This window comes from Photorhabdus sp. RM71S (assembly GCF_042879355.1).
GTDB classification, from domain to species: domain Bacteria; phylum Pseudomonadota; class Gammaproteobacteria; order Enterobacterales; family Enterobacteriaceae; genus Photorhabdus; species Photorhabdus kayaii.
The window spans coordinates 54,744-80,559 of the sequence record NZ_JBHFKV010000021.1; the positions used below are offsets into that span (position 1 = coordinate 54,744).

22 protein-coding genes and 3 pseudogenes are annotated in these 25,816 nt (G+C 42.1%); 15 read left to right on the forward strand and 10 right to left on the reverse strand.

The window, feature by feature from the left end:
* Positions 1-237 precede the first annotated feature (237 nt).
* Positions 238-1,179 carry a Kdo(2)-lipid IV(A) acyltransferase gene (locus tag ACGF5R_RS12775; RefSeq protein ID WP_112877885.1) on the forward strand — a complete coding sequence of 314 codons (942 nt, stop codon included), beginning with the start codon at positions 238-240 and terminating at the stop codon, positions 1,177-1,179.
* Between the two features lie 599 nt (positions 1,180-1,778).
* Positions 1,779-3,317: a peptide MFS transporter gene (locus ACGF5R_RS12780; RefSeq protein WP_112877884.1), complete on the forward strand. Its 1,539-nt coding sequence runs from the start codon at positions 1,779-1,781 to the stop codon at positions 3,315-3,317.
* A gap of 82 nt (positions 3,318-3,399) precedes the next feature.
* Here the strand turns inward: ACGF5R_RS12780 and ACGF5R_RS12785 are convergent, their stop codons facing one another.
* The 6 genes from ACGF5R_RS12785 to ACGF5R_RS12810 form a co-directional block, all read right to left on the reverse strand.
* Positions 3,400-3,726 carry a HigA family addiction module antitoxin gene (locus ACGF5R_RS12785; RefSeq protein ID WP_262980575.1) on the reverse strand — a complete coding sequence of 109 codons (327 nt, stop codon included), beginning with the start codon at positions 3,724-3,726 and terminating at the stop codon, positions 3,400-3,402.
* A 14-nt stretch (positions 3,727-3,740) separates the two neighbouring features.
* Positions 3,741-4,028 (reverse strand): type II toxin-antitoxin system RelE/ParE family toxin, encoded by a 288-nt coding sequence (locus tag ACGF5R_RS12790; protein ID WP_049582084.1) that lies wholly within the window; start codon positions 4,026-4,028, stop codon positions 3,741-3,743.
* A 67-nt stretch (positions 4,029-4,095) separates the two neighbouring features.
* Positions 4,096-4,809 (reverse strand): helix-turn-helix domain-containing protein, encoded by a 714-nt coding sequence (locus ACGF5R_RS12795; protein WP_387691147.1) that lies wholly within the window; start codon positions 4,807-4,809, stop codon positions 4,096-4,098.
* Positions 4,810-4,859: 50 nt separating this feature from the next.
* A complete protein-coding gene (locus tag ACGF5R_RS12800; protein ID WP_112877883.1) occupies positions 4,860-5,195 on the reverse strand; it encodes a tRNA-binding protein in 336 nt (111 codons plus the stop codon).
* Positions 5,196-5,339: 144 nt separating this feature from the next.
* Complete coding sequence (locus ACGF5R_RS12805; RefSeq protein WP_112877882.1) at positions 5,340-5,699, reverse strand: hypothetical protein; 360 nt, start codon at positions 5,697-5,699, stop codon at positions 5,340-5,342.
* 345 nt (positions 5,700-6,044) lie between these two features.
* Positions 6,045-6,878, reverse strand: a complete 834-nt coding sequence (locus tag ACGF5R_RS12810; RefSeq protein WP_112877881.1) for a MurR/RpiR family transcriptional regulator — start codon at positions 6,876-6,878, stop codon at positions 6,045-6,047.
* 303 nt (positions 6,879-7,181) lie between these two features.
* Between ACGF5R_RS12810 and ACGF5R_RS12815 the strand changes: the two genes are divergently transcribed.
* From ACGF5R_RS12815 to ACGF5R_RS12860, 10 genes and pseudogenes are all read left to right on the forward strand, one after another.
* A complete protein-coding gene (locus ACGF5R_RS12815) occupies positions 7,182-8,693 on the forward strand; it encodes a CoA-acylating methylmalonate-semialdehyde dehydrogenase (protein WP_387691149.1) in 1,512 nt (503 codons plus the stop codon).
* 16 nt (positions 8,694-8,709) lie between these two features.
* The gene (gene iolD, locus ACGF5R_RS12820; protein WP_387691151.1) at positions 8,710-10,644 is read left to right on the forward strand and encodes a 3D-(3,5/4)-trihydroxycyclohexane-1,2-dione acylhydrolase (decyclizing); all 1,935 of its coding nucleotides are present in this window, start codon (positions 8,710-8,712) and stop codon (positions 10,642-10,644) included.
* A 365-nt stretch (positions 10,645-11,009) separates the two neighbouring features.
* Entirely contained in the window at positions 11,010-11,996 is a 987-nt protein-coding gene (iolG, locus tag ACGF5R_RS12825; protein WP_262980579.1) for an inositol 2-dehydrogenase, read from the forward strand.
* 119 nt (positions 11,997-12,115) lie between these two features.
* On the forward strand, positions 12,116-13,819 hold the full coding sequence (locus tag ACGF5R_RS12830) for a solute:sodium symporter family transporter (protein WP_262980580.1): 1,704 nt from the start codon (positions 12,116-12,118) through the stop codon (positions 13,817-13,819).
* Between the two features lie 543 nt (positions 13,820-14,362).
* Positions 14,363-15,496, forward strand: a complete 1,134-nt coding sequence (locus ACGF5R_RS12835; protein WP_387691154.1) for a Gfo/Idh/MocA family protein — start codon at positions 14,363-14,365, stop codon at positions 15,494-15,496.
* A 75-nt stretch (positions 15,497-15,571) separates the two neighbouring features.
* Positions 15,572-17,476 carry a 5-dehydro-2-deoxygluconokinase gene (iolC, locus tag ACGF5R_RS12840; RefSeq protein ID WP_387691156.1) on the forward strand — a complete coding sequence of 635 codons (1,905 nt, stop codon included), beginning with the start codon at positions 15,572-15,574 and terminating at the stop codon, positions 17,474-17,476.
* Positions 17,477-17,516: 40 nt separating this feature from the next.
* Positions 17,517-18,407, forward strand: a complete 891-nt coding sequence (gene iolE, locus ACGF5R_RS12845) for a myo-inosose-2 dehydratase (protein WP_262980582.1) — start codon at positions 17,517-17,519, stop codon at positions 18,405-18,407.
* Between the two features lie 45 nt (positions 18,408-18,452).
* A complete protein-coding gene (iolB, locus tag ACGF5R_RS12850; RefSeq protein ID WP_112877873.1) occupies positions 18,453-19,280 on the forward strand; it encodes a 5-deoxy-glucuronate isomerase in 828 nt (275 codons plus the stop codon).
* A gap of 178 nt (positions 19,281-19,458) precedes the next feature.
* Positions 19,459-20,041: pseudogene (locus tag ACGF5R_RS12855) on the forward strand (IS5 family transposase); the annotation flags it as partial.
* Between the two features lie 123 nt (positions 20,042-20,164).
* Positions 20,165-20,368, forward strand: a pseudogene (locus tag ACGF5R_RS12860) (transposase); the annotation flags it as partial.
* A 155-nt stretch (positions 20,369-20,523) separates the two neighbouring features.
* Here the strand turns inward: ACGF5R_RS12860 and ACGF5R_RS12865 are convergent.
* Positions 20,524-21,348, reverse strand: a complete 825-nt coding sequence (locus tag ACGF5R_RS12865; RefSeq protein WP_240000784.1) for a Myo-inositol-1-phosphate synthase — start codon at positions 21,346-21,348, stop codon at positions 20,524-20,526.
* Between the two features lie 182 nt (positions 21,349-21,530).
* Between ACGF5R_RS12865 and ACGF5R_RS12870 the strand changes: the two genes are divergently transcribed.
* The 3 genes from ACGF5R_RS12870 (at position 21,531) to ACGF5R_RS12880 (ending at position 23,373) form a co-directional block, all read left to right on the forward strand.
* Positions 21,531-21,812: a CopG family ribbon-helix-helix protein gene (locus tag ACGF5R_RS12870; protein WP_370446061.1), complete on the forward strand. Its 282-nt coding sequence runs from the start codon at positions 21,531-21,533 to the stop codon at positions 21,810-21,812.
* A complete protein-coding gene (locus ACGF5R_RS12875; protein ID WP_112877870.1) occupies positions 21,812-22,087 on the forward strand; it encodes a type II toxin-antitoxin system RelE/ParE family toxin in 276 nt (91 codons plus the stop codon). Before ACGF5R_RS12870 ends, ACGF5R_RS12875 begins: the two co-directional genes overlap by 1 nt.
* Before the next feature lie 488 nt (positions 22,088-22,575).
* The gene (locus tag ACGF5R_RS12880; protein ID WP_192881016.1) at positions 22,576-23,373 is read left to right on the forward strand and encodes a PhzF family phenazine biosynthesis protein; all 798 of its coding nucleotides are present in this window, start codon (positions 22,576-22,578) and stop codon (positions 23,371-23,373) included.
* Positions 23,374-23,666: 293 nt separating this feature from the next.
* Here ACGF5R_RS12880 and cas6f read toward each other — a convergent pair whose 3' ends face one another.
* The 3 genes and pseudogenes from cas6f to ACGF5R_RS12895 form a co-directional block, all read right to left on the reverse strand.
* On the reverse strand, positions 23,667-24,221 hold the full coding sequence (gene cas6f, locus ACGF5R_RS12885) for a type I-F CRISPR-associated endoribonuclease Cas6/Csy4 (RefSeq protein ID WP_112877868.1): 555 nt from the start codon (positions 24,219-24,221) through the stop codon (positions 23,667-23,669).
* A gap of 9 nt (positions 24,222-24,230) precedes the next feature.
* Positions 24,231-25,241: a type I-F CRISPR-associated protein Csy3 gene (csy3, locus tag ACGF5R_RS12890; RefSeq protein WP_387691159.1), complete on the reverse strand. Its 1,011-nt coding sequence runs from the start codon at positions 25,239-25,241 to the stop codon at positions 24,231-24,233.
* A gap of 23 nt (positions 25,242-25,264) precedes the next feature.
* Positions 25,265-25,696, reverse strand: a pseudogene (locus tag ACGF5R_RS12895) (type I-F CRISPR-associated protein Csy2); the annotation flags it as partial.
* Between the last annotated feature and the right edge of the window lie 120 nt (positions 25,697-25,816).

Here is a 25,816-nt window from a genome sequence, read left to right on the forward strand (position 1 = left end):
GTTCATATAAACAGTAATATTATCTACATGAATTGTAAATAGCTCTGTAAAACTATTTTAATTTTTATTTATCAGTAAATTATGAGCTATCATTCTTTACCAATGACAAGAGCTAAGTGCACCAAAATTGAGATCATAAACATTTCATACTTGAAAACTTCGATATCCCGTTAAAAAATGTCACAATAGAAAAATTGTTTTGTCCATCTTATTGGAACTATAAAAACCTGAGAATCCATGATACAAGCACCTTCTTTTCAACGTTCACTACTTCATCCCCGTTATTGGCCTACTTGGTTTGGTATCAGCCTGCTTTACTTACTGGTTCTGCTCCCCTACCCCATTATTTACCGGATAGGCACTCGTCTGGGCAGATTTTCTATGCGCTTTCTGAAAAAACGTGCCAAAGTTGCCGAAAGAAATCTTGAGCTATGTTTTCCTGATATGCCACAAGAGGAGCGCAACGCGCTATTAATAAAAAACTTTGAATCCGTCGGAATGGGAATATTTGAAACGGGTATGGCTTGGTTTTGGCCTGACTGGCGGATAGAACGCTGGTTTAAAGTTATTGGGCGAGAAAATATTCAGAAAATTCAAACTACTGGGCAAGGAATTATTGTTATTGGTATCCATTTCCTGACGCTGGAACTCGGTGCCCGCATTCTCGGTTTGCTCAATCCTGGAATTGGAGTCTACCGACCAAATGATAATCCAGTTATGGATTGGCTACAAACATGGGGACGACTGCGCTCCAACAAATATATGCTGGATAGAAAAGATGTCAAAGGCATGATCCGCTGTCTGAAAAATGGCGAAATTGTCTGGTACGCCCCCGATCATGATTACGGCCCACGAAAAAGCGTATTTGCACCACTATTTGCTGTAGAACACGCTGCAACCACCACAGGCACGTCGATACTTGTACGCCTCGCTGATCCGGCAATGATCCCATTTACTCCCCGTCGTCTGCCTGATGGAAAAGGTTATGAACTGATTATTCAACCAGCAGTGGCAGGATTTCCAAAAGATGATGAAGTGAAAGCAGCTGCTTTCATGAATAGAGTTGTCGAACAGGAAATTTTACAGGCACCTGATCAATATATGTGGTTGCATCGTCGCTTTAAAACCCGGCCTAAGGGTATGCCTTCTCTGTACGGACAAGCTGATAAAGTCCATTAAATTTATTCATGGCTGTTTCTTCATCCAGGAAACAGCCATAATCACTTTCGTATCCCCCCAATAATTCACTATCTCATCTTAATGCTGATGCCATATTTTTTAATCTAATTTATTTCCAATTTTTATATAAGAAACAAGGACTAATCTAAAATTTCCTAATAAATACTAAGTTGACAATCAGGTTACTTTACTTTCTTTATCTTTCATTATCACCGTTAATATCTAGCCTTTGAAAAGATGTCTTATATATTATAGTTATTACTTAATTTATTATTTTAAAATATTTTCCCCATAAAAAGACATCGAATATAAATAGAAGTAAGTCAATAGGTCTTATCCTCATTTTAACCAATCAATGATGAGAAATGAGATTTATGTCGGATTTTGCTCTGAAAAATGAAATATAAAGTAAGAGATATCTTACTTGTTAATAAAATTGACCGAAAAATATGTTAAAAATATATTAACAAAACAGGACATCATTTAATAAAAACGTGGCTTTTTTGTTTGCTCTAAACCTAAATTTGAAAGAGCTTGTTAAAAGCTTTATTTGTCACACACACTGCACTCTTAGAGTGTAGTCTTATAGGAAAACTTAGATGCAATCCTCCATTAACAATACGAAAACCAGAACTTTCTTTGGGCATCCTTATCCATTAAGTTCTTTGTTCTTCACAGAAATGTGGGAACGTTTCTCTTACTACGGCATTCGTCCACTGCTGATCTTATTCATGGCTGCAACCATCTATGATGGTGGTATGGGTATTCCTCGTGAACAGGCCGCTGCCATTGTCGGTATCTTTGCAGGCAGTGTTTATCTGACCGCACTACCCGGTGGTTGGCTAGCGGATAACTGGTTAGGTCAACGTCAAGCAGTCTGGTATGGCTCAATCATTATTGCACTAGGGCACTTGTCTATCGCTCTTTCCGCTTTCTTGAGTCATCACCTGTTTTTTATCGGCTTACTACTGATCGTATTAGGTACAGGGCTGTTTAAAACCTGTATCACCGTCATGGTCGGCACACTGTATAAAAAAGATGATCCACGTCGTGATGGTGGTTTCTCTCTGTTTTATATGGGGATTAATCTGGGCTCCTTTATCTCTCCATTAATTACCGGTTTACTCATTCAAGATTATGGTTGGCATTGGGGTTTTGGTATTGGTGGGCTAGGGATGTTGATTGCCCTACTGATATTCCGATTTTACGCTGTTCCTCTGATGCGCCGTTATGACAAAGAGGGGGGATTGGATTCAAACTGGGATCGCCCCACAGTCAAACGTAAAAATGTCGGCAAATGGGTTTTTACCGCTATTATTGCTATGATTGCGATTATTGCCCTACTTATCCTCGGTATTATTCCATTTAATCCCGTGGCTGTAGCCAGTACGATGGTCTATATCATCTCATCTTGTGTAACACTTTACTTTGTCTATCTGTTCCTGTTTGCTGGTTTGAGCGGTAGTGACCGTTCTCGCCTACTGGTTTGTTTTATTTTACTGGTATCTGCCGCCTTCTTTTGGTCTGCATTCGAACAGAAGCCAACCTCATTTAACCTATTTGCCAATGATTATACTAACCGCTTAGTCATGGGATTTGAAATCCCAACAGTATGGTTCCAGTCAATCAACGCACTATTCATTGTCCTACTGGCTCCCGTATTTAGTTGGCTATGGCCCGTATTGGCAAAAAGTAATATCAATCCAAGCAGTATCAGTAAATTCATTATTGGTATTCTGTTCGGTGCCGGTGGTTTTGGTCTGATGATCCTGGCAGCACAGAATGTACTCGCAACAGGTGAAACCGTTTCTCCATTCTGGCTGGTCGCAAGTATTCTATTGCTGACACTCGGTGAACTGTGCCTTAGCCCCATTGGTCTCGCAACGATGACGCTACTGGCCCCATCTCGAATGCGTGGTCAAGTCATGGGCTTGTGGTTTTGTGCGAGCGCTTTAGGTAATTTAGCTGCCGGCTTGATTGGTGGACATGTACGCGCTGATCAACTGGACAACCTACCTGATCTGTTCTCCCGTGTATCTTTAGCTCTGGTTATTTGTGCAGTCGTCTTGATGGTGTTAATTGTCCCCATTCGCCGCCTGCTTAATAATGCTGATAAGTCAGAAGCGAAAGCTCAATAATATTTACCGCTAACGTAAAGCCATCTCACTATAAAATGGCTTTACGTATTTCAACGCATTTGTGCTCTTGAAAACAAACACATTAGTGCATTGCCGTTGTAGTGGATGGCTTAACTATCTGTTTTACATTCAATAATTCCGTTTGATATGCATGATTACGCACATCCCATAGTTCGACTGCATGTTGAATATTAAGCCAAAATTCCGCAGTGTTCCCCAAAGCCGCTGCCAATTTAATCGCCATAGGAACGGTTAACGAACCTTTATCATGCACAATTCGACTTAATGTATTACGGTGAACAGCCATTGCTTCCGCAAGCACATTAATTTCGATATTCAAGGGCACCAGAAACTCACTCACCAATATTTCACCAACTGTTGCCGGGCGACGTTTTGTATTTCTCATCATTTATTTCCCTCAGTTTAATAGTTATGAGGATCCAGATATGTATCAACCGCAACACCATCAGTCCACTGAAAAATAAGCCTATATTGCCTATTTACTCTTATTGAGCACCATCCCCTCAAATAGCCATTCAAGTGCTCAAAATGGTTTCCCGGAGGGATTCTCAAATCAGCCTCTTTAACCGAAGCATCCAGAATTTGTAGTTTTCGGTATAACGCACTCTGTAGAGATGCAGGTATACATTTGTGCGGTAAATCTTGCTCATAAAATCTTTCTAACCATCTATCCCTGAATTCAACAGCCATAACATCCTCGTTGTTTGTATATTACGCACAATTATGTTGTGCATCAAGTCATAAAATGCTGAAAATATCATTTGGCTTTACGTAACCTAGCTGGAGTACAACCATAATGTTGACTAAATGCAAAGGTAAAAGCTGACTGGGAGGCATAACCAGACAGAAAAGCAATGTCAGCCAAAGGCCTATCACTGTAAGCCAACAGATTATAGGCAAATTCCATCCGGCACGTTTTCAAATAAGTCATTGGACTCATCCCTGTTGCAATAAACAGTTTACGATGCAAGGTACTGGCAGATACTGCGCAAATATCAGCCATATCCATCACCGTCACTTTCTCATGCAGACGCCCAACAAGCCCTTGATGTAGTTTTACTATCAACGCTGAAGATGAACCTACTTGTGGTAGCTGAGCCAGCAGCAAACGGGCAGCATCAGCGTGATTAGCGGGTGGCGGCGGGTAATCATGCAACCACTTAATAAGAGCAAGCGCAGAATCAGGTAATGGTTGCCAGAAAGCATCACTATGTAATGGATTAAACAGTGCCGAAGGCAACTCCAGCACCAATTGCTGATTTTCACCACTAGCGCAAAAGCTGTGTTTCGCATCCGGAGGGATCATAACAACATTTCCAAAACTAACGGTACGTTGTTGCCCTTCTACGTTTAACTCAAGTTGCCCGTTATAGCCAAAAACGAACTGCCATAACCCTTGATGGCTATGGCTAATAGTTTCAGCAGAATACCGGCGTAAATGTAATGAAGGTAATTGAAGAGCCATATTCATTGTCGCTGATTAAAATACACTCCATTCATTCGACAACAAAATAGCGTGATTTACAATAATTTATGACCATTCGGGACAGGAAGAGTAAATTCTGCGATCACCACCGCACCATTTTCATCCACACTGCCGGTTAGCAATACCTCCGATTTAACACCAGCAATCCGTTTTGGTGGAAAATTGCATACACAAAGAACCTGACGACCAATTAATTGTTCAGGTGTGTAATGCACAGTTATCTGGGCGCTTGAGCTTTTAACGCCCAACACGCCAAGATCAATTTGTAATTTATAGGCAGGCTTGCTAGCTTTACGATTCAATTCTACTGAAATAATTGTGCCAACCCGCATGTCAACTTTCTCAAAGTCAGTCCATTCGATCTGTTCCATATATTCTTCTCCTTTAGTACGAAGTCATTATACTCACATGCTAATGGAGAAAATTCTTTCGAAAGAGCGTCAACAATTGTCGACAAACTGCCTATTTTTCCCGACAGGTCATTCACTTCACTATCGAGTTGCTTTAAGTCACGGTTATTCCCGATCAAAAAAGTTACTTCTGGTCATGCCCCCGTTCTCTTTAATACGAGCATCGCGTTCAAGATCTCGACGGATTTTATCATTGACACGATCATTAAACTCTCGGCTCTTCCGATTAAGTTCATCTTCTTTCATCTGTCTTGCCAGTTCCCGCTTCTCCGCCGCATTATTATCTGTAATGAGTCTATCCACATTCCAATGCTTAGGTTTAAGATTTTCCCGTTTTTTTAAATATTCCGTAGATGGCTTATTATCAGCAGGAATATCACTTTTGTAGTCAAAATTTGAGGCAAATGCCTGGAAAGAAATTGCAGATAAAATGACAAAAATGTAACGCGATCCTTTACTCATCATATTGATCCCTTTTCAAAACCATAACTCAGAATAATTATTAAATAATTATCACCAATAAGAATCAACAACATTTATGTCTAACAAACCAGTTATCAATATCAGGTTTACGCTCTATTTAAATTGTACCTTATGGATTTCAAGATGCATCGCGACGGCAAGGGAACGAATCCCCGGGAACATAGCAAACTATGTGACCGGGGTGAGTGAATGCAGCCAACAAAGAGGCAACTTGAAAGATGACGGGTATATGTGCTTTCTACTGACCTGATAAAGCATTAACCCGCCGTAATTTGCGGGTCAATAGTCATTAGAGGTTCGTCGGGAATATAAGGCATTATATCACAATTAAATCAAGTTTCCTTGCCGATAAGCCAGAGAAACCGCCAAAGATTGCACTAAACACAAAGTAGCAGACTGAGAACGGAATGCTTCCACCTGTGCTTCTTTAACCACAAAACAAACATCACTAAAACTGGCAAGCGGGCTAATCTGGCTATCTGTAATCACAATCTGTTTTGCCCCGGCTTTTGCCGCCCGTTCACTGACCATCAGTGTCTCTTCTGCATAAGGGGTAAAACTGATTGAAACAACAACATCTTCTTCCCCAATTAAATTAATCTGTTCCCTGAACATCCCCCCCAAACCATCCACGAGTAAAGGGCGACATTCCAAGTGATTCAATGTATAAGAAAGATAAGCCGCCACACTAAAAGAACGACGCAGCCCAATAATGTAAATATTCTTAGCTTGAGCCAATAAGTCTACCGCGTTCCTTAAATCTTCGGGGGCTGTTCTGGCAGCTAACTGTTGCATAGCCTGCACATTTGAACGAGCAAATTCCTGCAAAATATGCTGAGGGTCTTCTGGCAGTTCCTGTTCGCCATCCAATTCTCTAAATAATCTGGCCCGGTCTGCATAACTGGCGGTTTCTTCCACCATATGCATACGAAATAGCTGTTTCATTTCATTAAAACCACTGAAATCAAACGCATTAGCAAAACGAATTAATGTTGATGGAGGAACATCAGCTTCTCTGGCAATCACAGCAACAGTATCAAAAGCGACACTATTCGTATTATCCAGCACATATCGAGCTACTTGTTGCAGGCGTTTACTCAATTCACTATAGCGTGAACGGACTTGTTCTTGAAATTCATTCAGATTCGATGCGACAGACATAAATCCCCCATAAAATTTATCGCCAGCAATTGTAATCGTTTTACCGTATAAGCTGAATCATATTTCATTTTTATAGTTAAAAATGAAATACATAATCCATTCATTGTAATAATTTATTATTACCACTATATTGATTAACATCTAATTAGTCACCTAATTATCGGTAATTCATAAAAACTTTACTCCGATCACATTAATTGCCTTTTGTTCCAAATCACATTGAAAATAAAACATATATTTCATATATCTATTATCAAAGTTTCCGATTCAGTACTAACATCAAATCCGCAAAAGAGGCTCAGAATGGAACAGGTACATAATTATGTTAATGGGCAACTTATTCCCAGTTATAGCACCCGTTTTTCGCCGGTTTTCAATCCAGCAACAGGAAAACAGATACGTCAGGTAGCACTAAGCACAGCCCATGAAGTTGAACAGGCAATTGGAATCGCTCATCAAGCTTACAGAGAATGGTCTAAAGTATCACCACTGAAACGTGCTCGTGTCATGTTCCAGTTCAAAACATTACTGGAAGCTAATATAGACAAGCTGGCACGATTGATTTCAGAAGAACACGGAAAAATCTATTCAGATGCTATTGGTGAATTAACTCGTGGTCTGGAAGTCGTTGAGTTTGCCTGTGGCATCCCTCATCTACAAAAAGGTGAACATTCCGCGAATACCGGGACGGGAGTGGATAGCCATTCATTAATGCAGCCTTTAGGCGTTTGTGTTGGCATTACCCCTTTCAACTTCCCGGCAATGGTTCCTATGTGGATGTTTCCTATCGCATTAGCGACAGGGAATACTTTCGTATTGAAACCTTCAGAAAAAGATCCCTCTCTCGCGCTTGAATTAGCATCACTACTTAAACAATCCGGTTTACCCAATGGCGTATTTAATGTTATCAACGGCGATAAAGAAGCTGTCGATATACTACTAACAGATCCACACGTGCAAGCTGTCAGCTTTGTGGGTTCAACTCCTGTCGCTGAATATATCTACACTACCGCCTCAGCTCACGGGAAACGCTGTCAGGCGTTGGGAGGCGCAAAAAATCACTGTATTCTGATGCCAGATGCCGATCTCGATATGGCTAGCAGTGCTATTGCAGGTGCAGCATTTGGCGCAGCAGGTGAACGTTGCATGGCACTGTCTGTTGTATTAGCGGTTGGGGATGAAACGGCAGATGCATTAATTGAAAAATTACGTCAACAGATCAACAAAATATCTGTCGGTCCCGGTATTGTCGCAACTACAGAAAACGATATGGGTCCCGTTATCTCCGCCCAACACCAAGCTAAAATCTGTGATTACATCGATAATGGCGAAAAACAGGGGGCCAGCTTGTTAATTGATGGCCGTCAACTCAAGGTTCCCGGTTATGAAAATGGCTATTTTATTGGCCCGACGCTGTTCGATAATGTCACGCCAGAGATGAAAATCTATCAAGAAGAGATCTTCGGTCCTGTTCTGTCAATTGTCCGTGTACCCGATTATGCCACCGCGCTAACATTAATTAACTGCCATCAATATGGTAATGGTACCGCGATATTCACCCGCGACGGAGAAACAGCTCGCCAGTTTAGCGAAGATGTACAAGCGGGTATGGTAGGCATCAATATCCCCATTCCGGTACCAATGGCCTTCCACAGCTTCGGGGGCTGGAAACGCTCAATTTTTGGCCCACTTAACGTTCACGGTAATGATGGCGTTCGCTTCTACACCCGCATGAAAACTGTTACCAGCCGCTGGCCAGCAAGTATCAGGCTAGAACATCATTCCAGCAATTTTGTGATGCCAACAATGGAATAAAATGGAGTCCTGTAACATGAACAAATCAACAATGACGACAGCTCAAGCATTGGTGAAATTCCTGAACCAGCAATATGTGGAAGCAGACGGAGAGCAATACCCATTCATCAGAGGAATCTTTACCATTTTTGGTCACGGTAATGTTGTTGGATTGGGGCAAGCACTGGAGCAAGATCCTGGTCACTTGACCGTTTACCAAGGATGCAATGAGCAAGGTATGGCCCATATCGCCACAGGTTTTGCTAAACAGAAAAAGCGCAAACAGATTTTTGCCGTAACCTCCTCTGTTGGCCCTGGCTCCACCAATATGGTAACCGCTGCGGCAACTGCCACAGCTAATCGCATTCCTCTGCTGTTATTACCCGGTGATCTCTTCGCCTGCCGTCAACCTGATCCAGTCTTACAACAGGTTGAACCGTTCCACGACCATACTATCAGCACCAATGACTGTTTCCGCCCTGTTTCTCGTTATTGGGATCGTATCTCCAGACCAGAACAGCTAATGAGCGCTATGATTAATGCGATGCGAGTTCTGACCGATCCAGCCGATACTGGTGCCGTCACAATTTGCCTACCACAAGACGTTCAAGGCGAGATTTGGGATTTTCCTGACTATTTCTTCCAAAAACGAATTCACCGCATTGAACGCCGCCCTGCTTCTGTTGCCATGATTAACGATGCGGTGGCACTCATAAACCGCAAAAAAAAACCTTTACTTATCTGCGGTGGTGGAGTGCGCTATTCAGAAGCTCATAACGCTTTTCGTCAATTCGCAGAACACTTCAATATTCCTTTTGCTGAAACACAGGCAGGTAAAAGCGCCGTAATTGCCGACCATCCCCTTAATTGTGGTGGCTTAGGCACAACAGGCTGTCTTGCTGCCAACCTGATCGCCAAAGAGGCCGATTTAATTATTGGTGTTGGCACCCGGTTTACTGATTTCACCACTGCATCCAAATCGCTATTTCAGCACCCAGAAGTTGAATTTCTCACTATCAATGTAGCGGAATTCGACGCCTGCAAACTGGATGCAATACCCGTTGTATCAGACGCCCAAGCAGGGTTAAACGCTATTGCAGAACAACTTATTCAATTGAATTATCACAGTGGTTATCAAGATGAGATTCATCAGGCACGGGAAACATGGAGAAAAGAGTTAAATCGTCTGTTCAATATTGAGTATCAGGTAGATTTCACACCAGAAATTCCCGGTCATCTCGATGATAAATTGGAAGAATACAGCCAAACATTACAAACCCGCCTGACACAAACCAGCGTATTGGGATTATTAGACAAATATCTTGAGCCCGAAGCGATTATTGTTGGTGCATCAGGTTCCCTCCCTGGCGATTTACAGCGATTATGGCAACCCAAACAACCGGATACCTATCATCTTGAGTATGGCTATTCCTGTATGGGCTATGAAATAGCCGCTGCTATTGGCGCTAAACTAGCCTGCCCCAACCAACCGGTTTATGCCATAGTCGGTGATGGCGCTTATATGATGCTTCATTCAGAGCTGCAAACCGCAGTACAGGAAAATATCAAAATCACCGTGTTGCTATTTGATAACGCGGGATTTGGCTGCATCAATAATCTGCAAATGAGCCAAGGGATGGGCAGTTTCGGAACAGAAAATCGTTATCGTAACCCAGAAAGCGGCAACATGGATGGCAAACTGATTAAAGTCGACTTCGCCAAAAATGCAGAAAGCTACGGCTGTAAAAGTTACCGAGTCCACGATGAGCAACAACTGCTTTGTGCGTTACAGGAAGCCCAAAAACAGACGGTACCAGTACTCATAGATATCAAAGTGTTACCTAAAACAATGACGCATGATTATGAATCATGGTGGCGAGTAGGAACAGCACAAGTGGCCAAAAATCCAGCCATAGAATCTGCCGCAAAGAAAATAAAGGAGATGGTTGCAACCAGAGTACGTCAGTACTAGAAGTGAGTGGCCTGTTATCTTACGGGCCATTTTCCCTTTCCTCACCATTTTCAATGCCATTTTTGGAATTTTTATTCTGGAAATAAGTTACTCTTTTCCTTTCATTAATCTCTATAACTAAGCGTAACCATATACTTAGTCGAATGCATATTATAATTTGTTTTTAAAGGACAAATTTTCCACTCCATCCAGTATCAATCTTACTTTACGTGATCTAATTAACACAAATTTAATATTATTATTAATAAAATGCTACGCCACACTCAAAAATATAATTTCCAAATATTGATAATTTGAAATAAATATTTTATTTGATATATTTTAAAGTATCTCATAAGCAGATACTTAGGTATCAAGGAGCATCCATGTTCAACATTGCATTATTTGGCGCTGGACGAATTGGGCAAGTACACGCAGTGAATATCGCTCATCATAAAGAAACTTGTCTTTATTCCGTTGTCGATCCCGATCAGAAAAGTGCTGAACTTTTAGTACAGCAATACCAAACAAAAAGACAAACTATTGAACAGGCAATGTCTGACCCTGAAATAGATGGTGTTCTTATTGCCTCAGCAACAGACACTCATGCAGACCTAATTGAACTCGCAGCAAAACATCATAAAAAAATCTTCTGTGAAAAACCGGTTCATCTTGATATTGAACGTATTCGTCATTGCCTTGAAATCGTTAAACAATATCAGGTGCCCTTATTTGTTGGCTTTAACCGTCGTTATGATCCGCAATTCCGCCGAGTAAAAACCCTGTTTGATGCTGGTACGATAGGAAAAGCCGAATCTCTGCTGATTATTTCCCGCGATCCCTCTCCTCCCTCCGCTGAATACGTCAAAGTTTCTGGTGGTATGTTCCGGGATATGACAATACATGACTTCGATATGGCGCGTTTTATTATCGGTGAGGAACCCTGCTCGATCTACGCCCAAGGCAGTAACCTGGTTGATCCCGCTATCGGGCAAGCAGGTGATATCGATACTGCCTTTATTGTTATGAAATTCCCATCAGGTGCAATGACAACCATTACCAACAGCCGCCGTTCCGGGTATGGCTATGATCAACGGATTGAATTGCATGGTGAAAAAGGGCTGCTTAGCGCCGGTAACATCAAAGAAAACAGCGTTGAGCTCTGGGAAAACAGCGGTTGTTTAACTGCCAAGCCAGAGCATTTCTTCCTGCAACGTTACCGGGAAGCCTACATTACTGAATGGGGCCATTTTGTCGATGTCATGGCTGGTCGCGCCACACCAGAATGCAGTGGCGCTGATGGCGAACAGGCACTTTATCTGGCCGATAAAGCTCTCGAATCCCTACATTCAGGTAAAGAAATCAGATTATAAAACAGCTCCATATCTCTAAATAACTGACTCACATTTATTTTCACCCTAAAAACGGGAAAGACCACTTTCCCGTCAGCATATTGCTGCCTGAAAACAGTCAATCAGGCTTGGAGGATAGTATGTTAGCTTTTCTCTCATTTATTGGTTTTACCCTATTAGTGGCTGGCTTCGCTTATCACAAAACCCATAATGCTCGTCTGACAGAATCTACTGAAGGCTATTTTCTTGGCGGACGATCTCTCACAGGTGTTTATATTGGTAGCTCTATGTTATTAATGAACCTATCCACAGAACATTTAATCGGTTTGAATGGATTAGCATTCCGAACCGGATTTATCGTTATGGCTTGGGAAGTAATAGCCGCTGTGACCATCGTTCTATTCGCTATTTATTTTCTGCCTAAATATCTGAAACTCGGTATTTCCACCATCCCGGAATATCTTGAACGCCGATTTGATAAAAATACGCTGCTTATTACCTCAATTCTTTTCCTGGCTATGTATATCATTTCACTACTCCCCATTGTGCTATATACCGGCGCGATTGCATTGGAAAGTCTATTCCAGGTTTCCAATGTATTCAGTATTGATAAAACTACAGCGCTATGGATTATGGTTTGGGGCGTTGGTGGATTAGGTGCGGTCTATGCCATCTTTGGCGGTATTAAAGCCATTGCCGCCGCGGATACTATTAACGGCATTGGCTTAATCGTTGGCGGATTAATGGTAACTATTTTTGCCCTGCTCTATGTTGGCAATGGCAATGCCTGGCAAGGATTAGTTGAAGTTTATCAATCTAATCCTGATAAATTTAACTCCATCGGCAGTGAAGATTCTCTGGTCCCTTTCTCTACGCTATTTACCGGCCTAATTGTTTCCAATATGTTTTTTTGGTGTACCAATCAATCCATTGTTCAGAAGGCTCTTGGTGCGAAAAATCTAGCAGAAGGACAAAAAGGCGTCATGTTGTGTGCTTTACTTAAACTCATCATGCCGTCTATTATTATTCTACCTGGCATTATTGCTTTCCATATTTTCAAAGGACAAATAGATAATCCAGATAACGCTTACCCAGAATTAGTACATTTAATTCTACCGGAAGTATTGGTTGGTTTCTTTGCCGCTGTGGTCGTCGGTGCGGTATTTTCCACATTCAGCGGCGGACTTAATTCATCTGTGACACTGTTTATCGTCAATATTTACAAACAGCGAATCAATCAAAATGCCACCGAAACGCAAACAGTCGCTATGAGTAAATATTTGGGGATCGGGCTAGCGTTAATCACTATGATCGTCGCACCGTTAGTCGCTAATGCGCCGGATGGTCTGTTCTATCTCATTCAACAATTACAGGGGATTTTTAATGCGCCAATTCTCAGCGTGGTATTAGTTGGTCTGATGACTAAACGAGTGCCGCCTATTGCCGCTAAACTTGGCCTATTATTCGGTATGTCTGCCTATATTGTCTGTAATTTCATTTTAAAAATTAACCTGCACTTTTTTCATCTGGTTGGCATTTTATTTGTCCTCAATGTTATTTTCATGTTGGCTATTGGCTACTTTTTTCCAGCTAAACCATTTGAAGATGTTTATACCGAACAGGTAAATATTACGCCGTGGTCTATGGTGAAACCGGTTGCATGGTTAATTACACTCTGTTCAATCTCGATATATATATTCCTCGCACATAATGTTCCCAAGGTAATTATGATTATTTATTACCTGTCTGCGGTATTAATACTATCTTATGCACTATACCAGATAGGTAAAACGCTATTCAGGAAGCTTGTAATAAATAGTACACCAAAAAGATCAGGTAAATAAAATAAATAACTGACTTTATTACTCCAATATTATTATCAGAATAACTCACTGCCAGGACTTCCCTGCATCCTATATTTGAAAGAGGAAATCCTGGAGAGATAACAGCTCCCTTTGCTAACTAACACACGCTCCATATATACCCGTCATCTTTCAAGTTGCCTCTTTGTTGGCTGCACTCACTCACCCCGGTCACATCGTTATCTATGCTCCCGGGGATTCGCTCCCTTGCCGCCGCGATGTATCTTGAAATCCATAGGGTATATACCAAGCCATAAATAAAATAAAAATTCTAATATTCTATTTTTTCTGTTCTTATCACTGAATGGCACCTAATTCATTATAAAATTAACCCATATAACAATGAATTACATAAAAAACCCTTATCAGATCACAACTTGAAATTAATGTTTTTATTTAAGTTGAAAATGAAATAAATGTTTCCTATAACAGGTGTATGACAGCAACCAAGGCTAACTGGCAAACACTAAAGAATTGACTGCAACAACAAACGACCTATCCGCTTCTATTCGGAGAAACAGCTATATGGAAGAGATTCGTATCGGCCTAATCGGTACTGGTTACATCGGACGCACACATGCCATTGCTTACGCACAAGCACCTACGGTTTTCCCTCTGGCAGGCAAACTAGTTTGTGAAATGGTAGCCGAAGTTTCTGCTGAACTCGCCGCAAAACGGTCTGAACAGTTAGGTTTCCGGCGCTTTACTGATAATTGGCGCAAATTAGTAGCAGACCCCGATATTCATGTTGTTGATATCTGCTCACCAAATTTTCTTCATAAAGAGATGGCTCTCGAAGCGATCAAACATGGCAAGCATGTTTATTGTGAAAAACCACTGGCACTACACTCAACTGATGCAAAATTAATGGTCGAAGCCGCCAAAAAAGCCAGAGTGAAAACATTAGTCGGTTTTAACTATATGAAAAACCCTACCGCACAACTGGCTAAAGAGATCATTTCGAATGGTGAAATCGGTGAAGTCATTCACTTCTACGGCACTCATAACGAAGATTATATGGCTGATCCACTCATCCCTATTCACTGGCACTGCTTCAAAGATAAAGCTGGATTAGGTGCATTAGGCGATCTTGCTGCTCATATCATCAATATGGCGCAGTTCCTGGTTGGTGATATCCAAACTGTTTGCTCAGACATGGCAACTATCATCAAACAACGCCCGGAAAAAACCGGTTCTAACATTATGGTTGCGGTAGAAAACGAAGATCAAGCACATGCTATGGTGCGTTTCAACGGTGGAGCAATGGGTATTATTGAAACCTCCCGTATTGCCTGCGGCCGCAAAATGGGTTTGAGCTACACCATTACAGGAACAAAAGGTACTTTGAGCTTTACGCAAGAAAGAATGGCCGAACTAAAACTTTACCGTCACGATGAACCAGCAAACCGCCAAGGCTTTAAAACTATTCTTATTGGACCGGAACATCCTGACTATGCACCATTCTGTCTCGGTGCAGGTCACGGCATCGGCTTCAATGATCAAAAAACAGTGGAAATCAGAGACTTGATCAATGGTATCGCCAGCAATAAAGAGATATGGCCAGATTTCACCGAAGGTTGGAAAGTCTCACGTATTCTGGATGCCATTGCTCATTCTTATCAAGAACAACGTTGGGTGAATGTCACTGAAATTAATTAATTATTTTTATCAATCTTCCACTGTCGGAGCTCATCATAGCAACACTTGATGTTGTACTTAATAAGGAATTGTTCAATGGAGCAGCAAAAAAAATTTGATGTCATCTGCATGGGACGAATCGCCGTTGACCTTTACGGCCAACAAATCGGAGCACGTCTGGAAGACATGGGAAGTTTTGCAAAATATCTTGGGGGTTCTTCCGGTAATGTCGCCTATGGTACCGCTCGTCAGGGGCTTAAATCTTCCATGCTAGCCAGAGTCGGTGATGAGCATATGGGACGTTTCCTTAGGGAAGAGTTGCAAAGTGTTGGCTGTGATACCAGCCATCTAACCACGGATAAAGAACGCCTTACGGCACTGGTGCTGCTAGGAATCAAAGATAAGACCACTTTCCCCTTGATCTTCTATCGTGATAACTGCGCCGATATGGCAATTACCCGTGATGATTTCAGTGAAGAATACATTGCATCCGCTCGTTGTCTGGCTATCACCGGAACACATCTTTCTCATCCTAACACTCGCGATGCGGTGCTGACGGCCCTCAACTACGCCCGCCGTAACCGTGTGAAAACGGTCATGGATATTGATTATCGCCCGGTACTTTGGGGGTTAACTTCTCTGGGAGATGGTGAAACACGTTATATCGCATCGGAGCAGGTGACAGCTCAGCTACAGGAAGTGTTATCACTATTTGACCTCATTGTTGGTACAGAAGAAGAGTTCCATATTGCCGGTGGTTCCACAGATACTATCGAAGCACTACGCAACATTCGTAAACTCACGTCCGCTGCATTAGTTTGCAAACGGGGATCACTGGGATGCTTTTTTTTTACCGCTGAAATCCCTAATGATCTGAATGATAGCATTACCATACAGGGCGTTTCTGTCGATGTGCTTAACGTTCTCGGCGCCGGGGATGCTTTTATGTCCGGCCTGTTACGCGGCTATCTAAATAACGAAGGTTGGGAAAAAGCCTGTACCTACGCTAATGCTTGTGGCGCATTAGTTGTTTCTCGTCATGGCTGCGCGCCAGCAATGCCAGATAAAACAGAGCTTGATAACTATTTATCACGCGCCAATCAAATACTACGCCCTGATTTGGATGAAACACTTAATCACCTTCACCGTATCAGCGCCCGTAAAAATCAATGGGACGAACTGTGCGTAATGGCATTTGATCATCGTATTCAATTTATTGAATTAGCCCGACAAGCAAATGCCAGTATCAAGCGTATTTCATCATTAAAACAACTTCTATTGCGCGCCAGCCAAGAAGTTGCCACAGAAGCAGGGTTACAAGGAAAAATAGGCCTGTTATGTGACAGCACTTTTGGTCAGGATGTTTTAAACGAAATTACCGGTCAAGGTTGGTGGATAGGCCGCCCAATTGAGCTACCCGGCTCTCGCCCGCTTTGTCTGGAACATGGCAACATAGGTTCCCAACTTATTGACTGGCCACTGGAACACATCGTCAAATGCCTGGTGTTTTTCCATCCAGAAGACGCTCACCCACTCCGTCTGGAACAAGAGAAAAAAGTTCGGGAAATTTATGCCGCATGCTGTAAATCTGGTCACGAACTTTTACTGGAAGTGATTCTACCTGCGGAAATGAAACACTCAGATGAATTCTATATTCGCGCGCTTAGACGATTTTATAACCTTGGCGTTAAACCGGATTGGTGGAAACTCCCACCTCTCAGTTCTGAAAGTTGGGACAACATTGACTATCTCATCGAGCAGAGAGACCCCTATTGCCGTGGCGTCGTTATTCTTGGCCTTGATGCTCCACAAGAAGAGCTGGAAATGGGCTTTAATGCCGCAGCCGGCAAATCCATCGTCAAAGGTTTTGCTGTCGGAAGAACCCTATTTGGTCAACCATCCCTAAAATGGCTAAAAAATGAGATTGATGATAACCGTTTGATCCAGAAAATAAAAACCAACTATCACAACCTGATTAGCTTATGGCGTCAGCGCGGATAGCAACATAATAAAATTATTTTATTCAACTAGGAGCACCATCATGGCTGTTCAACTTGGTATCAACCCTCTGACTTGGACTAATGATGACTTACCCACCCTCGGCGCAGATACGCCACTGGAAACCTGCTTAACAGAAGGCCGCCTGGCAGGTTTTACCGGTTTTGAATTGGGCAACAAATTCCCTCGTCAGGCCAACATATTGGGCCCCATTCTTGCCGCCCACGATCTCATGCTGGTATCTGGCTGGTACTCTGGCAAATTACTCACCCGTTCAGTGGCGGAAGAGATTAAAGCGGTACAATCTCACCTGACCCTGCTACGCGAGCTGGGGGCTAATGTCATGGTATTTGCGGAAGTGACAAACTGCATTCACGGCGATCAAAACAAGCCAGTCCATCTTCGCCCTCAATTTCCAGCTAACCGCTGGCAAGAATACGGTGAAAAATTAACTGAATTTGCCCGCTACACCCAAGAACAAGGTGTTCAAATTGCTTATCACCACCATATGGGAACGGTTATTGAAACTGAGGAAGATATTAATCATCTGATGGAAAATACCAGTGATGAAGTTGGATTATTGCTGGATACCGGCCATTTAACCTTTACTGGCGCTGATCCACTGGCTATCGCAGAACGCTGGGCAAAACGCATTAATCATGTTCACTGTAAAGACATCCGTCCTGATGTACTCAACGATATAAAAAACCGTAAAACCAGCTTCCTTGATGCAGTCCTGAGTGGTGTATTCACAGTACCGGGAGATGGTTGCGTTGATTATCCGGCAATTTTTCAAGTGTTGAAAAAACAAAATTATAAAGGCTGGCTGGTAGTTGAAGCAGAACAAGATCCTGCTATTGCCCATCCACTCACCTACGCAACAATGGGTTATAACAATTTACATCAACTAGCTAGAGATGCAGGATTACTTTAATAGTCGCCGTTCGATTTATACAAAAGCAATGCTGAGGTAGGTAATATGTCCAAATTATTATCAAAATATCATGCACCGGATCAGAATAGACGAACTCAACATATCACACCAGAATCTGCCAATTGGAAGTATGTCCATTTTGATGTTTATGAGTTGGCCTTGGGTGAAAAAATCACTTTACCCGCATCAAAAAATGAAACCTGTCTGGTTTTGGTGGCGGGAAAAGCCACAGTAACGACGACACATCAACGATTTGAGCATATTGGCGATCGCATGCAGCCATTTGAACGCAAAAAACCTTATGCCGTTTACATCACTGCGGGGGAATCTGTTGAAATCATTGCCGATACCGCTCTCGAACTCGCGGTATGCCAGGCACCGGGTAAAGGAAGTTACCCGACTCGCCTGATTACGCCACAGGATATTGGTGCAGAACAACGTGGAAATGGCTACAACCAGCGCTATGTTCACAACATTCTACCGGATAACAAACCTGCTGATAGCTTGTTGGTGGTTGAAGTCTTTACCGATGAAGGCTGTACCAGTTCCTACCCTAGCCATAAACACGATACCGACAATGCGCCACAGGAAACCTATTTGGAAGAAACCTATTACCATCGTTTGAACCCATCTCAAGGATTCTGCATGCAACGCGTCTATACCGATGACCGCACACTAGATGAATCAATGGCTGTTTACAACAAAGATGTGGTCATGGTCCCCAAAGGCTATCACCCAGTAGCAACCATTGCCGGTTACAACAACTATTATCTCAACGTAATGGCCGGACCAACCCGTAAGTGGTTATTTACCTGGGAAAAAGACCATCAATGGGTTAATAGTGAAACATATGCTCAAAAGCATAAGAATTGATGCTCATCAGGTAGAAAATAGACTTCTTTATTTTAATTTTAGCGCACTCAATCGAGTGCGCCGCTGCCTGTGCTGTGCGGCAGTGAACAGCGTTATGTCGTGAATATACTAGGCTGTGTCCCGCAATAGATTGAGATAGGATAATCAATCTGGCTCTGACTTTCGGACAAAACATGTTATGGCTCGTTACGACCTTCCTGATGAAGCATGGGCGTTACTGCTCCCCTTATTGCCCCCTGAACATTCTCAACGGCCAGGACACCCTTATGTTGAACACCGCCGGGTTATCAACGGCCTGTTTTGGGTGCTATGTTCCGGCACCCCCTGGCGGGATTTACCCGAACGTTATGGTTCCTGGAAGACCGTCTATAACCGCTTTAATCGGTGGTCAAAATCAGGAATAATTAATCTCATTTTCAATAAGTTATTGTCAATACTGGATGAGGTACATTGTGCGGCTGGCGCCCAAAAAAACATCCCGATATCACCGGAGACCATGGCCTGGGTCGCTCTCAGGGGGGTTATGGTTCCAAAATCCATCTGGCGGTCGATGGAAAAGGACACCCACTGAATGTGGTACTCAGTGCCAGTCAATGTCACGAAAGTCAATATGCAATACGCCTGCTGGATGGTCTGAGTATTCAGCGTAAAAACGGTTTTATGAAACGGCGTTCAAAAGCGGTGATTGCTGATAAAGGTTACGCCAGCCACTCATTACGCAACCGGTTAAAACGTCAGGGAATAAAAGTGATAATTCCCTATATACCCTATGGATTTCAAGTTGCATCGCGACGGCAAGGGAGCAAATCCCCGGGAGCATAGATAACGATGTGACCGGGGTGAGTGAGTGCCGCCAACAAAGAGGCAACTTGAAAGATAACGGGTATAAATCAAACGAAAAAGCCCGAACAGATGGACGGGTTAAATTCGACCATGAAACCTATCGAAGAAGAAATGTTGTAGAAAGAGGTTTTGGTCGACTCAAAGAGTATCGTCGCATTGGCACACGTTATGAAAAAACCGCAAGAAACTATATAGCTATGGTGAAATTAGGTTGTATCCGTTTATTTCTTAAGACGATTATTTAATTGAGGGACACAGCCTAGAACTATTATTTTCCTATCTTTTAGATGACCCTGAACCCCAAACTACTTCGTGGCAAGATATTGAGAAAGTGAAGGATTAGGCGGTGGGGTGGAGATTGGTCCAGAAAGGCAAAGTCTGGCAAAAATTGTAGACTCCGTTAAGAATCACCACTACGAGATGCTGAAGCATAAACATAAATTACCTCGAACTTAATCAGGGAATCCTCGGGAACACCCACTCCGGAAATTTCATTTTGACTTCTAATAACGTTCTCTTTCGAAATTTTTTTGGATGCTAATCTTTCTTGAACCATCATATTATTGAAATCAGTGTTTCCGCCAATACTAATTTGCTGGCGATAGTCAACAGTTAGACTTCTTGAATGTGCTAATTCCTGGTATACTTGCGACAAGATTGAAGCACCTAAATGACTCTTCACATCATCACCTATGATAGGGATGCCTTTATCGTAGAATTTTCTATCCCACTCAAGATCAGACGCTATGAACACTGGAATACAATTAAGCAAAGAAACACCAGATTCCAGACAACATTCAGCAAGGTACTCGGTAGCCTTTTGAGAGCCAACAGGTAAATAGTTTATCAATATATCTATTTCGTTTTCTTTAAGGCTAGAAGCCAAGTCAATTGGTTTTTGATCACTCGATACACGAAACCCGCGATCTTCAGGTTGATTGCTCATATACGAAGATACACCATCAAAAACTTCAATTTTCTCGACAATCAGACCTTCTGGCAAATCAGTACAGAATACCCTTGCACAATTAGGTTTTGCAAAAATTGCTTTTGATATTGGTAAACCAACTTTCCTACAATCAACATTATATGCAGTTTTCACATTGATATCTTTGATTGAAATACCTAGATCATTAATTATTGGATCGCTATCTAAGTGAAAATAAATCCCTTGATAGTGAGACGAACAGCAATTTCCAACACCAGCAATAGCAACGTTAATCATATTAAGAATCCTTTTCATTCGTGTTTTTTGAAATTATTAAATCATTTAATTTAAATATATTCTCTTCTTTTATAAGCCAATCTGTCATTTCATTACTATAGTTCAATTTGACACTCTTGACCAAATCAAAGCCAATCACTATGATTAACTTTGATTAAAATAAAACAAGAGGAGTCATTAGAATGAAGAGTAGCATGACACAAGCAGCAACCAAGGTACTGACCGCACACGTGCCACTCCCGATGGCTGACAAAGTTGACCAGATGGCAGCCCGACTTGAACGCTCACGTGGCTGGATCATGAAACAGGCTCTTTCCGCATGGATCGCCCAAGAAGAGGAACGTGATCGTCTGACCCAAGAAGCGTTGGCAGACGTGGATACCGGTCGAGTTATCGATCACCAGGCGGTGCAGGCTTGGGCTGACAGCCTCGGTACCGACCATCAACTGCCGATGCCGCGTTGATGGAGCTTAAGTGGACCACTAAGGCGCTGTCAGATTTGGCGCGTTTGTATGAATTTCTGGCTCTGGCTAATAAGCCAGCTGCCGCTCGGGCGGTACAGTCGCTGACCCAGGCACCGACGATTTTGCTAACTAATCCGCGTATTGGAGAGCAACTATTTCAGTTCGAGCCACGCGAGGTAAGGCGTATTTTGGTTGGCGAGTACGAGGTACGTTACGAAATTCTTGATTCGATGATCTACGTGCTGCGGTTGTGGCATACCCGAGAAGACCGTTGAGATGCAACGTCGCCAGCCACGAGCTGCCTGTGCGGCAGTGAACTGTTAGATACTAACTTTAATTTGCTGATTATTAAAGAGTAAATTGACAAAAACTAAGAAAACCTTTTTTATAAGCAAAAGCTAATCCCTTAAATAAATCAACAAGTTATAATTAGTTGCTAAAAAAGGGTCAAAAAAAGCTGGCTGTATATGGTTAACATAATGATATTCAACGCTTCAATAAACTTACTAAATAACTTAAAGCTGCATAGCTCATTCCCCTTTCTATTACATATATACCCGTTATCTTTCAAGTTGCCTCTTTGTTGGCTGCACTCGCTCACCCCGGTCACATAGTTTTCTATGCTCCCAGGGATTCACTCCCTTGCCGTCGCGATGCATCTTGAAATCCATAGGGTATAGTTGCTATAAACTAGCGCGAGTAGTTTTTGAATAAGAATATCAATCCCCCTTTTCATAGCTAAATCTGTTTAAGAGAGATGCAAATGACTTTATTACCCATTTATCATGTTGATGCATTCACAGATCACCCATTTTCTGGCAATCCAGCCGCCGTTGTTATATTAGATAATTGGCTTCCTGATGAAACTCTATTATCTATTGCTACGGAAATAAATCTCTCCGAAACTGCTTTTCTTGTCGGTAACCATTTACGTTGGTTTACACCCAAAGTTGAAGTAGATTTGTGTGGACATGCAACATTAGCGACAGCTTTCGTAATGGTTGAATATTTATCCGTTACTGATAATCCCATCGTATTTCAAACTCACTCCGGTGATATTGCCGTTTATCATGACAACGATACTTATACACTTGATTTACCCAAAGCTACTTACAAAAAAGAGTCTTCTCTGCAAGAAAATATTGAAAATGCATTGGGCCAGAAAATATCCGAGCTTTTTGTCTCCCATAATCGTTACATTTGTTTACTTGGAACCGCAGAACAGGTCCTAAATACAAAACCTAATTTTGACAAACTAGCGGCTTTACCTTTACCGGGAATTGTCATAACAGCACATGGTGAACAACAGATTGACTTTGTTTCCCGATATTTTGCACCCGCCAAAGGCGTGCCAGAAGATCCAGTCACAGGATCATCACATTGTGTATTGGCCCCATTTTGGGGCGACCGTTTAAATAAACAGAGATTGTATGCACGCCAATTGTCAAAACGTAGTGGAGACATTATGTGTGAATTGCATGGAGATCGGATACATTTATTAGGAAAAGCTACATTATTTTCCTACGGGCACATCGTCCTCAATCCCCTAAATATTTCTTAAGATAAACACGTCAATAGGTATTATTAATACAAAATCCAAGGGAAAAAAGAGTTCTGCCATTAAAGCAAAACTCTTTTATTCTTGCTGCCTGTACGGCAGTGAACGTGCACGCTGAGTTAATGTTGCAATATGCACATTTCTAAGCTACCTGTGCGGCAGTGAACTGTTAGATACTAACTTTAATTTGCTGATTATTAAAGAACATAATGATAAAAAGCAGAAAAACCCTTTTTATTAGCAGCGGCCAATCCCTTAATAAAATCAATAAGTTATAATTAGCCGCTAAAAAAGGGTCAAAACCAAGGAATGGTAGCTGATGAACTTAATCCATAAGAACTGAAAACGCCTGACGTTGGTTTGTCTTCTATTGGCCCTTGTTCGACAAACAACAGAAAGCTTTGACCTGATGACAAACTTTTAAGACTCAGAAATGGTAAATGAGAACGTTGCTCTTTGCTGATTGGAATACGCTGCCGAGCTTGTTCCTCCGTTAACCATCCCTTTTTAATAGCGCGACGACGAAGCCGTTCCGCGCTACTTTTAACCTGTACTCGACTGACACAACGGTACTTAGTTTCTTGAGGAATTGGCTGGCTATCAATCACCTCAGTATAATCCCTGAGTCCTTTTAACCAAGGTAATGTTTGTAAATCATTCAGCGTTTCACTTGAGCCATGAATTCTCAGCGTGTTCCCCAACGTTTTCCCCGCTCGGGGAAAACTGACACCAACCTGTCCATTTCCTAACTGCCCCAAAGCCCGATGCAGTTTAGCAAACAGCGCCGCCATAAGATCTTGCTGACTGAATTCAAGATCAGGAAGAACGCGGATTTCAAAGTAATAATCCATCTGATCCCCTTATTCACCTTTTTCACCGAAAACACCGCCACGAATTAACGTCGCCATAACATAGTGTTGTTGCTCTACTTCTGGTACTTTTCCTTTAACGACCCAGTTATCTAACAAAGTATAAAAATCCATTTTTACTTTAGGTTGACGATAAGCCTTACCACGACTGGTGACAGAACCATAAGGTTCAACCGCTATTGGGCCAAGGCCCAACTCCGTAGCATCTGGATACCACGTGTCAATAGTTCGGAGCGCATTACCCACTTTTTGCGAATGCAATGCAGCAATTTCATTGACCTGATACAACACTTTGCTTTTTTTACTGTTACTATCGAGAATCAACTCTTGAGAAGGGAAAATTTCCTGCCCATGCCCCAAACGAACAAAAGCTTCAACGTTGAAAAATGTTGATCTATCGCCAACCAATCCTTCCTCAATTTCAGCAGCAAGTTTAGCTAAATCACCTTCCACCTGACTGAATTCACGTAAGCTAAAATCTTCGCAATCAAACTCCCACCATTTGCCACTCTTACCACTTACGCGAACCTTAATTTCTTCTGCTCCAACTCGGTTACGCCATAAGAACCGTCCATTAGCCAGATTTTCTGCATAACGTGCTGCAAGCGTTTTGAAACCCTGTTCAGCAATATAACCGTTGATCACGTTTGCCAGTTCAGCTTGATAATCCTGGTCATTACATACTGATGGTGTTGAAAGATTGCCTAAAACCCGTAATGTGAAACTGACTTTTAGGGTATCAGTATCAAAAGGCAATGCGGCAACATCGACACGTTGCAGGTTTGCTTTTTGGATCTCTGCATCCAATTTAGCTGGATCGCTGGTTAAAGCGTTTTTCAAGCGGTTAGAAATCGTCCCCCGGACAGCTTTTTCCTGAATAGCGATAGGTTGCCATTCACCGTCAATTTGTTTCCAATTTCCAGCAAACATAACAGCATCAGAATTAGAAAATTTACGTTCAAATGCCAGTACAGAGGCCGTTTTAATTGTTGATTTAGACATGTAGATATCCTTCTTTAAATTAATCAGTCGATTATTCTTACTTTCTTATTGGGTTTGGATTGACGGGAAATAGTCTGTTGATTACAACACCTGTAGACACCCTCTCCCTCTTGATAGTCATAACACCAGAGTAACTGGCGAATATCATCAATACGGTGCGGGCTTTTCCATTCACCTACTCCGTAAATTGCTTCTACAAAACAAAATGGAGTATTAGGATCACGGGTTTTATCTACTTTCCCGGCGGGATATAACGGTGATATTGTCTGATAACCTGTCATCAGAGGAACTAAATATCCAGAACCGGGTTTAGGAATATATTCCCAATAGGCAGAATCACCAATTTCAGGTTGCTTATCTTCACGAACAGGAATAGCCCGCATTTTTATCGTTGAAAAATCAAGCCAGGCATCAATCATTTCTATCTGAGAATTATTCTGTTTTAATTCTTCGTAGTGTTTAGCTAACCTGAGATTTGCTTAAGAAGGGAACTAAGTGCCTGAGGCACGATCAAAGTTTTTGTCAAAGAAAACAAAATCGTGGAGCTCCTCAGGCATGTCTAATTTAGAAGAACT

What these genes read in the sequence shown, in the direction of transcription:
- ACGF5R_RS12815 (WP_387691149.1), top strand. Translation starts at nt 7,182, where the DNA reads ATGGAACAGGTACATAATTATGTTAATGGGCAACTTATTCCCAGTTAT.
- ACGF5R_RS12790 (WP_049582084.1), bottom strand. Translation starts at nt 4,028, where the DNA reads ATGGCTGTTGAATTCAGGGATAGATGGTTAGAAAGATTTTATGAGCAA.
- ACGF5R_RS12795 (WP_387691147.1), bottom strand. Translation starts at nt 4,809, where the DNA reads ATGAATATGGCTCTTCAATTACCTTCATTACATTTACGCCGGTATTCT.
- csy3 (WP_387691159.1), bottom strand. Translation starts at nt 25,241, where the DNA reads ATGTCTAAATCAACAATTAAAACGGCCTCTGTACTGGCATTTGAACGT.
- iolG (WP_262980579.1), top strand. Translation starts at nt 11,010, where the DNA reads ATGTTCAACATTGCATTATTTGGCGCTGGACGAATTGGGCAAGTACAC.
- ACGF5R_RS12805 (WP_112877882.1), bottom strand. Translation starts at nt 5,699, where the DNA reads ATGATGAGTAAAGGATCGCGTTACATTTTTGTCATTTTATCTGCAATT.
- ACGF5R_RS12830 (WP_262980580.1), top strand. Translation starts at nt 12,116, where the DNA reads ATGTTAGCTTTTCTCTCATTTATTGGTTTTACCCTATTAGTGGCTGGC.
- ACGF5R_RS12865 (WP_240000784.1), bottom strand. Translation starts at nt 21,348, where the DNA reads ATGATTAACGTTGCTATTGCTGGTGTTGGAAATTGCTGTTCGTCTCAC.
- ACGF5R_RS12785 (WP_262980575.1), bottom strand. Translation starts at nt 3,726, where the DNA reads ATGATGAGAAATACAAAACGTCGCCCGGCAACAGTTGGTGAAATATTG.
- ACGF5R_RS12775 (WP_112877885.1), top strand. Translation starts at nt 238, where the DNA reads ATGATACAAGCACCTTCTTTTCAACGTTCACTACTTCATCCCCGTTAT.
- iolC (WP_387691156.1), top strand. Translation starts at nt 15,572, where the DNA reads ATGGAGCAGCAAAAAAAATTTGATGTCATCTGCATGGGACGAATCGCC.
- iolD (WP_387691151.1), top strand. Translation starts at nt 8,710, where the DNA reads ATGAACAAATCAACAATGACGACAGCTCAAGCATTGGTGAAATTCCTG.
- ACGF5R_RS12780 (WP_112877884.1), top strand. Translation starts at nt 1,779, where the DNA reads ATGCAATCCTCCATTAACAATACGAAAACCAGAACTTTCTTTGGGCAT.
- ACGF5R_RS12800 (WP_112877883.1), bottom strand. Translation starts at nt 5,195, where the DNA reads ATGGAACAGATCGAATGGACTGACTTTGAGAAAGTTGACATGCGGGTT.
- cas6f (WP_112877868.1), bottom strand. Translation starts at nt 24,221, where the DNA reads ATGGATTATTACTTTGAAATCCGCGTTCTTCCTGATCTTGAATTCAGT.
- ACGF5R_RS12880 (WP_192881016.1), top strand. Translation starts at nt 22,576, where the DNA reads ATGACTTTATTACCCATTTATCATGTTGATGCATTCACAGATCACCCA.
- iolE (WP_262980582.1), top strand. Translation starts at nt 17,517, where the DNA reads ATGGCTGTTCAACTTGGTATCAACCCTCTGACTTGGACTAATGATGAC.
- iolB (WP_112877873.1), top strand. Translation starts at nt 18,453, where the DNA reads ATGTCCAAATTATTATCAAAATATCATGCACCGGATCAGAATAGACGA.
- ACGF5R_RS12875 (WP_112877870.1), top strand. Translation starts at nt 21,812, where the DNA reads ATGGAGCTTAAGTGGACCACTAAGGCGCTGTCAGATTTGGCGCGTTTG.
- ACGF5R_RS12810 (WP_112877881.1), bottom strand. Translation starts at nt 6,878, where the DNA reads ATGTCTGTCGCATCGAATCTGAATGAATTTCAAGAACAAGTCCGTTCA.
- ACGF5R_RS12835 (WP_387691154.1), top strand. Translation starts at nt 14,363, where the DNA reads ATGGAAGAGATTCGTATCGGCCTAATCGGTACTGGTTACATCGGACGC.
- ACGF5R_RS12870 (WP_370446061.1), top strand. Translation starts at nt 21,531, where the DNA reads ATGAAGAGTAGCATGACACAAGCAGCAACCAAGGTACTGACCGCACAC.